A 6495-nucleotide genomic window follows, 5' to 3' on the forward strand; every position below is an offset into this window, starting at 1 on the left:
CTTCCGATCTGGGGTGAAATCAGGCGGCCTTCAGGTCGGCCCAGTAGTCGCCGCGATAGGGCACGGCGAGGAAACGGCGGTTGATCTCGTCCAGCGTGGCGCGCGGATCGAGGTCGGCGAACAGGTCCGGGTGTATCCACTTGGCCAGGACCTCCACAGCCACCACGTCGATGGGCGAATTGATCAGCTGGTGCGACAGGCCGTGGGCGCGGCCTTCGCGCACCGCCTTCAGGGTTGAGATGCCGGGCCGAGCGACCACCCGGCGCAGGCCGGCCTGGGACTGGTCGGGGGTGAAGTCCGGCCCCACCATAAATCCGCCCGCCCTGGCCAGGTGCGGCCCGCCGGTGGCGATATAGACGTCGGGATCGCGCTGGATCACGTATTCCAGGTTCAGCTTGCCCGTCGGCTGGTCCAGGACGTCGGCGCCGATGTTGCGGCCGCCGACGAAGGCGATGTAGTCGCCGATGTTGCCCTTGCCCGGCGACGCGCAGCAGTCCGGGCTGATCATCGCATGGGGCTCCAGGAAGACGGTCGGGCGACGGTCTTCGGGGATCGCGGCCACCTTGGCGGCGATGGCGTCCAGCCGGGCGGCCTTGAAGGTGTTGAAGGCGTCGGCCTGCGCGCGTCGGCCGATCAGGTCGCCCAGCAGCGCCAGGCTGCGCGACTGGTTCTGGAAGGGGTGCGAAAAGAAGTCGATGAAGGCGACCGAAACGCCGGCCGCCTCCAACTGTGCGGCCTGGGCGTCGGTGGGACCGGACCCCAGCGACACCACCGCCGTCGCCGGACCGGCCGCCAGCACCGCCTCGGCGTTGAAGGCCTGGCCGGACTGGGCGATCCTGGGCACGTCGGGCAGCGTCGGGAACCTGTCGACGAAGGCGCGGTACATGTCCGGGCTGATGCGGTTGACGTCCCCGCTCCATGCCGCCAGCAGCGACACCGGGTCCGGATGGATCAGCGACAGGGCGATCAGATAGCGGCCGTCGTCGATGCTCAGCTTGCCGCCGGGCGGCAGGGCGCGCACCGGCCGGTCGCGCAGGTCGGTCAGCCCCTTCCCGTCCGACGACGGCGCGCCGCCCCGACCGCAGGCGGACAACAGCGCCAGGCCGCCGAGGCCGCTCAACAGGATGCGTCGGGACGGGTTCATTCGCACTTCCTCAGGCCGCCGACGCGACGCCGGCGATGGACAACAGGGCGCGCTCCAGCGACGCGCCCAGCATGGGGCCGTGGCCAAGCCCCGGCAGTTCCTCGTAACGCGCGGTCACGCCCGCCGCCTCCAGCCGCTCGGCCAGGGCGCGGGTCGCGCTGGAGGGCACGGAGGTCCACATCGGATGAATGCGACGCCCGGCCGAGCGGCCGGCGACCTCGTCCCCGCCGCTCATCAATGTCAGGCGCAACCCTGCCGGAGGCGGCGCGGCCAGGAAGGGATCGACCTCGTCCAGCACCGAGCCGTAGTTCCACCACAGGGAGGGGCTGGCGGCGTAATAGGCGTCGAAGGCGCCCGGCCGGGTCAGGGCGGCGTGCAGTACGCACAATCCGCCATAGGAGTGCCCCCATATGGCGCGGCGATGCGGGTCGAGGACCGCCCGCCCCCGCACCGCCTGAGCGATCTCGCCTTCGAGGACATCCAGGAAAGCGTCCGCCCCGCCGCCGGGCCGCCCCGCCGGATCGGCCGCCGGCCGCCCGTCCGGCGCCGGTGGCGTATAGTCCAGGGCGCGGGCCAGGACGTCGAACTGCCGGTCGCCTTCATACCCCACGGCCACGATGACGGGCGGGTCGCCTGCGTCGAGCCGCGCCAGCAACGCCTCGTCGATCCGGGCCAGGGCGGCGTCGCCGTCCAGCAGATAGACGACCGGATAGCCCGCCGTCGGCGGCGCCTTCTTCGGCGTGGCGATCCGCACGCGATACAGCCGCGCCCCGTCCCGCGACGGCACGCTGAGGTGCTCGAAGTGATAGTAGGCGGACCCTTCCTCGGCCACCGTCGGTCCCGCCGGCGCCTGCCCGCGCGTCTGACTCAAGGCGGGCGCGGCGATCAGGGCCAGCAGCGCCGCGATGAAGATGACGCCCGATCTCGGCATCAGAGTTCGTAGTTCACGCCGATCCAGCCGCGACGGCCGTCGCCCTGGAAGTCGTAGTCCGCCACGTCGATGGCCTCGTCGGCCAGGTTGTAGACGCCCAGCTTCACGCTGACCGCCGGCGTCACCCGCCAGTTCGCCCCGATGTCGATGGTTGTGTAGCTGGGATAGCGGCGTCCCACCTGGGTCGAACCGTTCAGGATCGGCTCGCCGTTCGCACCGACGCGCAGGCCGGCGTTGATCTCTTCGCCGTGGTAGTTGACCGCCCCCCACAGGTTCAGGTTCGCCGCGGCGTCGTAATCGGCGCGCAGGTTGGCCATGTGCTCGGGCGTGCGCGACAGCGGCAGGCCGGCGTAGGTCCCGGACTTCTGCTCGGAGTCCGTATAGGTGTAGCCCGCCTTCAGCCCCAGCGCCGCAAACGGCCGCCACCGGCCCGACAGCTCCGCGCCCTGCAGTTCCGCGTCCTGCAGATTGTACCAGTAGTAGAGCCGATAGTTGGGATTCTCGCTCCAACGGGCGATGGAGCCGTCCTCGTTATAGACCAGGGCGCTGTCGATCTTGTCCTTGAAGTCGGTGCGGAAGACCGTGGCGCTGGCCGACAGGGTCCGCGACGGGTTCCACAGCACGCTGACTTCGTAGTTGGTGCTGGTTTCGGGCTCGATGTCCGGGTCGCCGATGATGACGCCGCAGGTGCCCGTCGGCCCGACCGTGCAGGTCGCCCCGCCGGTGGTGTAGGCGTAGCCGTCGGCGACTTGCCGCAGTTCCGGCGCACGGAAACCCGTCGAGACCCCGCCCTTGATCGTCCACGCCTCCGAGGGCGTCCAGACCGCATAGAGGCGCGGGCTCCAGTGCGAGCCGTACCGCTCGTGATCGTCGAACCTCAGGCCGCCCGTCAGCGCGAGTTGCGGGCTCAGCCGCCATTCGTCCTCGACGAACAGGGCCCGCTGCCAGACCTCGAAGGTCTGCGCTCGCCGGGGGTCGACGCCGGGATTCACGTCGCTGAGCTCGTTCTCGATGTACTGGCCGCCCACCACCAGCTGGTGATCGCCGAGCGGCGTGCCCTCCAGCGGGATATTGAACAGGGCGTCATAGACGGTGTTGGTCAGCTCCGGCGCGCGGACGTTCTTGACGAAGTCGCCGCCGCTCATGGCGTAGTTCTCGCGGGTCGTCTCTTCACGAAGCACCGAGACCTGGCTGGTCCCCCAGTCCCAGCGCCCGTTCCAGCTTAGCGAGCCAGCGGTCCGGTCGTTGGTGTTGTAGTTGGCCGCGGCCGGGGCGGCCAGCGTCCCGCCCGGATTGAACTCGCGCTTCACATCGGTGCGGTCGACCTGCGCCAGCACCTCGTGGTCGGCGTTGGGCGTCCAGGCCAGGCGGCCGGTCAGGTTCCAGTCCTCGGCCCCGCCGACGCCGCCCAGGATGGCGTCCTCGTCGCGCTGGTAGGACCGACCCCAGATCTGCGCGCCCAGCACGCCCTCGACCAGCGGACCGGCCAGATAGCCCTGGACCTGGTTCCAGTCGCCGCTGTCGCCGTCCTCCTGGGCCACATAGTCCGCCCCGATGGAGCCGCCCCACCGCGCGGACACCTTCTTGGTGATGATGTTGACCACGCCGCCGATCGCGTCGGAGCCGTACAGCGACGACATCGGCCCGCGCACCACCTCGATCCGTTCGATGGCGCCGACGGGCGGCGTGAAGCTCTGCTCCAGACCGGCGTTGCCGTTGGTGCGGCTGTCGCGAGTCGACTGGCGCTTTCCGTCGACCAGCAACAGAGTGTAGCTGCCCGGCAGGCCGCGGATGTAGATGTCCTGGAAGTTCGAGCCGCCGCTGACCGACACGCCCTCCACGTCGCGCAGGGCGTCGGTCAGGTCCGCATTGGGGCGATTGGCCAGGGTTTCCGCGGTGACGATGGAGATCGACGCCGGCGCCTCGACCACCCGCTGGGCCCGCGTCGAGGCCGTAACCACGATGTCGTCGACCTGCGCCGGCCCTCCGGTCTGAGCCATCGCCGCCGGGGGCAGCGTCAGCGCGGAAAAGGCCAGAAGGGACAGGCGGCGACGCATGATGACGGTTCTCCTGAAAAACGGGCTCGCCGGCCTAGTGCGAATGGTTATCAAACGCAATAGGTCCTTGGTGTAACAGCCGCGCTTTTCTGCGTCGCGTCAGCCCCCCTGCGCTCCTGCTTTGCGACCAAGCCATCCTGGCGCCTTGACGAGGCGTGATGTTATCTCGTAACAACACAACTCCTCCCGCCAAGGTATTCTTCATGCGTGCTTCGTCCGTTTCGCGATCCCTGCTCCTCGCCGCCGCTGGGTCGTCGGTTCTCGCCGGCGCAGCCGCCGCCCAATCGACGCAGACGCCGACCCAGGTCGAAGACATCATCGTGACCGGCGCACCCTACGGCGTCAGCCAGCGCGCGGCGGTGATCGCGACCGACGTGCTGGACGAACAGACCCTGGCCACAGCGCCGGCCGCTTCGCTGGGCGACCTGCTGAGCGGACGTCCGGGCGTGCGCTCCACGGATTTCGCGCCCGGCGCCAGCCGCCCCGTCATTCGCGGGCTGAGCGGTCCGCGCGTGCAGGTGCTGACCAACGGCATCGGCCTGATCGACGCCAGTTCGGTGTCGCCCGACCACGCGGTGGCGGCCGACCCGGCGGAATCCAACCGCATCGAGATCATCCGCGGCCCGGCCACCCTGGTCTATGGCGGTTCGGCCATCGGCGGCGTGGTCAACATCCTGGACGATCGCATCCCGACCAAGATTCCGGACGACGGCATCGACGGCGTCGTCTCGACCCAGGCGTCCAGCGTCGATGACGGCCGCGGCGGTTTCGCCCGCGTCACGGCCGGCGCCGGAAACTTCGCCTTCAACGTCGACGCGGTGAAGCGCAAGACCGACGACTACGACATTCCCGCCCCTGCCATCTCGCGCCGCCTGGCCGCCCGCGACGGCGTCGAGCGCGAGGACACGGGCGCCCAGCCCAACAGCTACACCGACCTCGAGGCCTGGGGCGTCGGCGGTTCCTACATCGGCGACAAGGGCTTCGGCGGCGTCTCCTACAAGGAGACCGACAGCGAATACGGCACCGTGGCCGAGGAAAGCGTCTTCATCCAGTTGCACCAGGAGCGCTGGGACGCGCGTGGCGAATACCGCTTCGACGACGGCCCCTTCTCGGCCATCCGCGGCTCCTACGGCCATGCGGAATACACCCACACCGAGTTCGAGGACGTCGGCGAACCGGGCACGATCTTCAACTCCGACGGCTGGGAAGGCCGGGCCGACCTGGTCCAGCGCGAGCGCAACGGCTGGAACGGCGCCGTGGGCGTCCAGGCCCTGTCGCGTACTTTCGAGGCCATCGGCGAGGAGGCCTTCGTGCCGACCGTCGATGTGGACGAACTGGGCCTCTACACGGTTCAGCGCCTTGACCGGGGCGACCATGGTTTCGAAGGCGGCCTGCGTTACGACCGCCGCGAGTTGAAGGGCACGCCCATCGGCGGCGACAGCGAGGTGAACCGCGAGTTCGACAACTGGTCCGCCTCGGCCGCCGCCTTCCTGCGCCCGGCGCCGGGCCTGTTCCTGGGGCTCAGCCTGGCCCACAACGAGCGGGCGCCCAGCGAGGTCGAGCTGTTCGCCGACGGCGTGCACATCGCCACCGCCGCCTATGAGACCGGCGACCTGAACCTGGACACCGAAAAGGTCACCACGCTGGAAGCGACGGCCCACTATGATCGCGGCCGCTTCTCCGGCGACCTGCACGTCTACCATTCCTGGTACGACGGCTTCATCGACGAGCGCCCGACCGGCGAGGAGTTCTATTTCGACGAGGAGGACGAGTACTTTCCCGTCTATCGGTTCACCCAGACCGACGCGAAATTCTACGGCTTCGAGGCCGAGGGCTCCTACGCCGTCTGGCAGGACGGCGACCGCACCCTGTCGCTGGAGGGCGCGGCCGATTTCGTCCGCGCCCAGACCGACTTCGGTCCGGCGGCGCGCATTCCGCCCTACTCCGTGACCGGCCGCCTGGCCTTCACCTCGACCCGTTTCGACGCCAGCGCCGAGGTGCGCCACGTCGGCGAGCAGGATCGCGTGGCCAACGAATTCGAACTGCCGACCGACGACTACACCCTGCTGAACCTGTCAGCGGCGGTGCGCCCGTTCGCCCAGAAGGACGTCACCCTGTTCGCCGAGGCGCGCAACCTGACCGACGAGGAGGCCCGCGAGCACGCCTCCTTCCTCAAGGACATCGCCCCCCTGCCGGGCCGCAACCTGCGGGTCGGCGTCGCCTACCGGTTCTGACCCGACCTTCGCCCGCCGTTCCTGTCGAGACCGTCACACGGACCCTCTGTCCGACAGGGACGCGCGGCTCCCCCCGTCCGAGGCGACGCCGCGAACCCGTCCGAAACCTGTGACGTGACCCCCTGAAAC

Annotated in this window: 4 protein-coding genes; 1 reads left to right on the forward strand and 3 read right to left on the reverse strand. The window is 69.5% G+C overall.

Going from position 1 to position 6495, the window contains the following annotated elements:
* Positions 1-19: 19 nt before the first annotated feature.
* Genes B2U11_RS04720 through B2U11_RS04730 form a run of 3 tightly spaced genes read right to left on the reverse strand, consistent with a single transcriptional unit; the run spans position 20 to position 4132 of the window.
* Positions 20-1144 (reverse strand): ABC transporter substrate-binding protein, encoded by a 1125-nt coding sequence (locus B2U11_RS04720; protein WP_292070281.1) that lies wholly within the window; start codon positions 1142-1144, stop codon positions 20-22.
* Positions 1145-1154: 10 nt separating this feature from the next.
* Positions 1155-2075, reverse strand: a complete 921-nt coding sequence (locus tag B2U11_RS04725; RefSeq protein WP_292070282.1) for an alpha/beta hydrolase — start codon at positions 2073-2075, stop codon at positions 1155-1157.
* Positions 2075-4132, reverse strand: coding sequence for a TonB-dependent receptor domain-containing protein (locus B2U11_RS04730; RefSeq protein WP_292070283.1), 2058 nt, complete (start codon positions 4130-4132; stop codon positions 2075-2077). Before B2U11_RS04730 ends, B2U11_RS04725 begins: the two co-directional genes overlap by 1 nt.
* A gap of 203 nt (positions 4133-4335) precedes the next feature.
* On the opposite strand from B2U11_RS04730, the gene B2U11_RS04735 reads away from it, so the two are divergent.
* Positions 4336-6366 (forward strand): TonB-dependent receptor, encoded by a 2031-nt coding sequence (locus B2U11_RS04735; protein WP_292070284.1) that lies wholly within the window; start codon positions 4336-4338, stop codon positions 6364-6366.
* The last annotated feature ends 129 nt before the right edge of the window (positions 6367-6495 follow it).

The organism is Brevundimonas sp. UBA7534 (genome assembly GCF_002479325.1).
Lineage (GTDB): Bacteria > Pseudomonadota > Alphaproteobacteria > Caulobacterales > Caulobacteraceae > Brevundimonas.